The organism is Pseudozobellia sp. WGM2 (assembly GCF_017810075.1).
Classification (GTDB): Bacteria; Bacteroidota; Bacteroidia; order Flavobacteriales; family Flavobacteriaceae; genus JADNYK01.
This window is the reverse complement of the sequence record NZ_JADNYK010000052.1, coordinates 1-445: the sequence shown is the minus strand read 5'-3', so window position 1 is coordinate 445 and position 445 is coordinate 1. Positions and strand designations below refer to the sequence as shown.

The 445-nt window shown below is 54.8% G+C and carries 1 protein-coding gene; it reads right to left on the bottom strand.

Annotation, left to right across the window (positions count from 1 at the left end; translation table 11 throughout):
• Positions 1-390 (bottom strand): phosphopantetheine-binding protein (locus IV512_RS19765; protein WP_209406493.1); only part of this gene is annotated, 390 nt, incomplete at its 3' end.
• Positions 391-445: the final 55 nt, after the last annotated feature.

Sequence of the window (445 nt, the reverse complement as noted above, 5' to 3'; positions counted from 1 at the left end):
CCCGGGCATGTTATAGGTGACGCTGCCGCCCCGGAACTGGCTCAGGACCCAGATCCGGCGCTGCGCGTCGGAGATGGGATAACCGTTGTCCCGGCTTGTCGGGGCCGATGGGATCGTAAAGTATTCATTTCGACTTGCCCTCGCCAATAATCCTGCGTGCGATTCCAATGAGGTATGGGTAAATAAATCCGAAAGGTCGACCCTGACATCGAACCCTTTATGGTAAGCACTAACAAGGCGCATCATCTTCAGGCTATGACCCCCCATTTCGAAGAAGTCGTCCTTTATTCCTATTTTTTCCCTTCCGAGTACCTCCTGCCATATGGCGGCCAGTTGTTTTTCGGTCTCGTTTCTCGGGGCGACGTACTGTGTCCCGTCGCCTAGTTCCATGGTCCGTGGGTCGGGGAGCGCTTTTTTGTCTATCTTCCCGTTAGGTGTCAGCGGC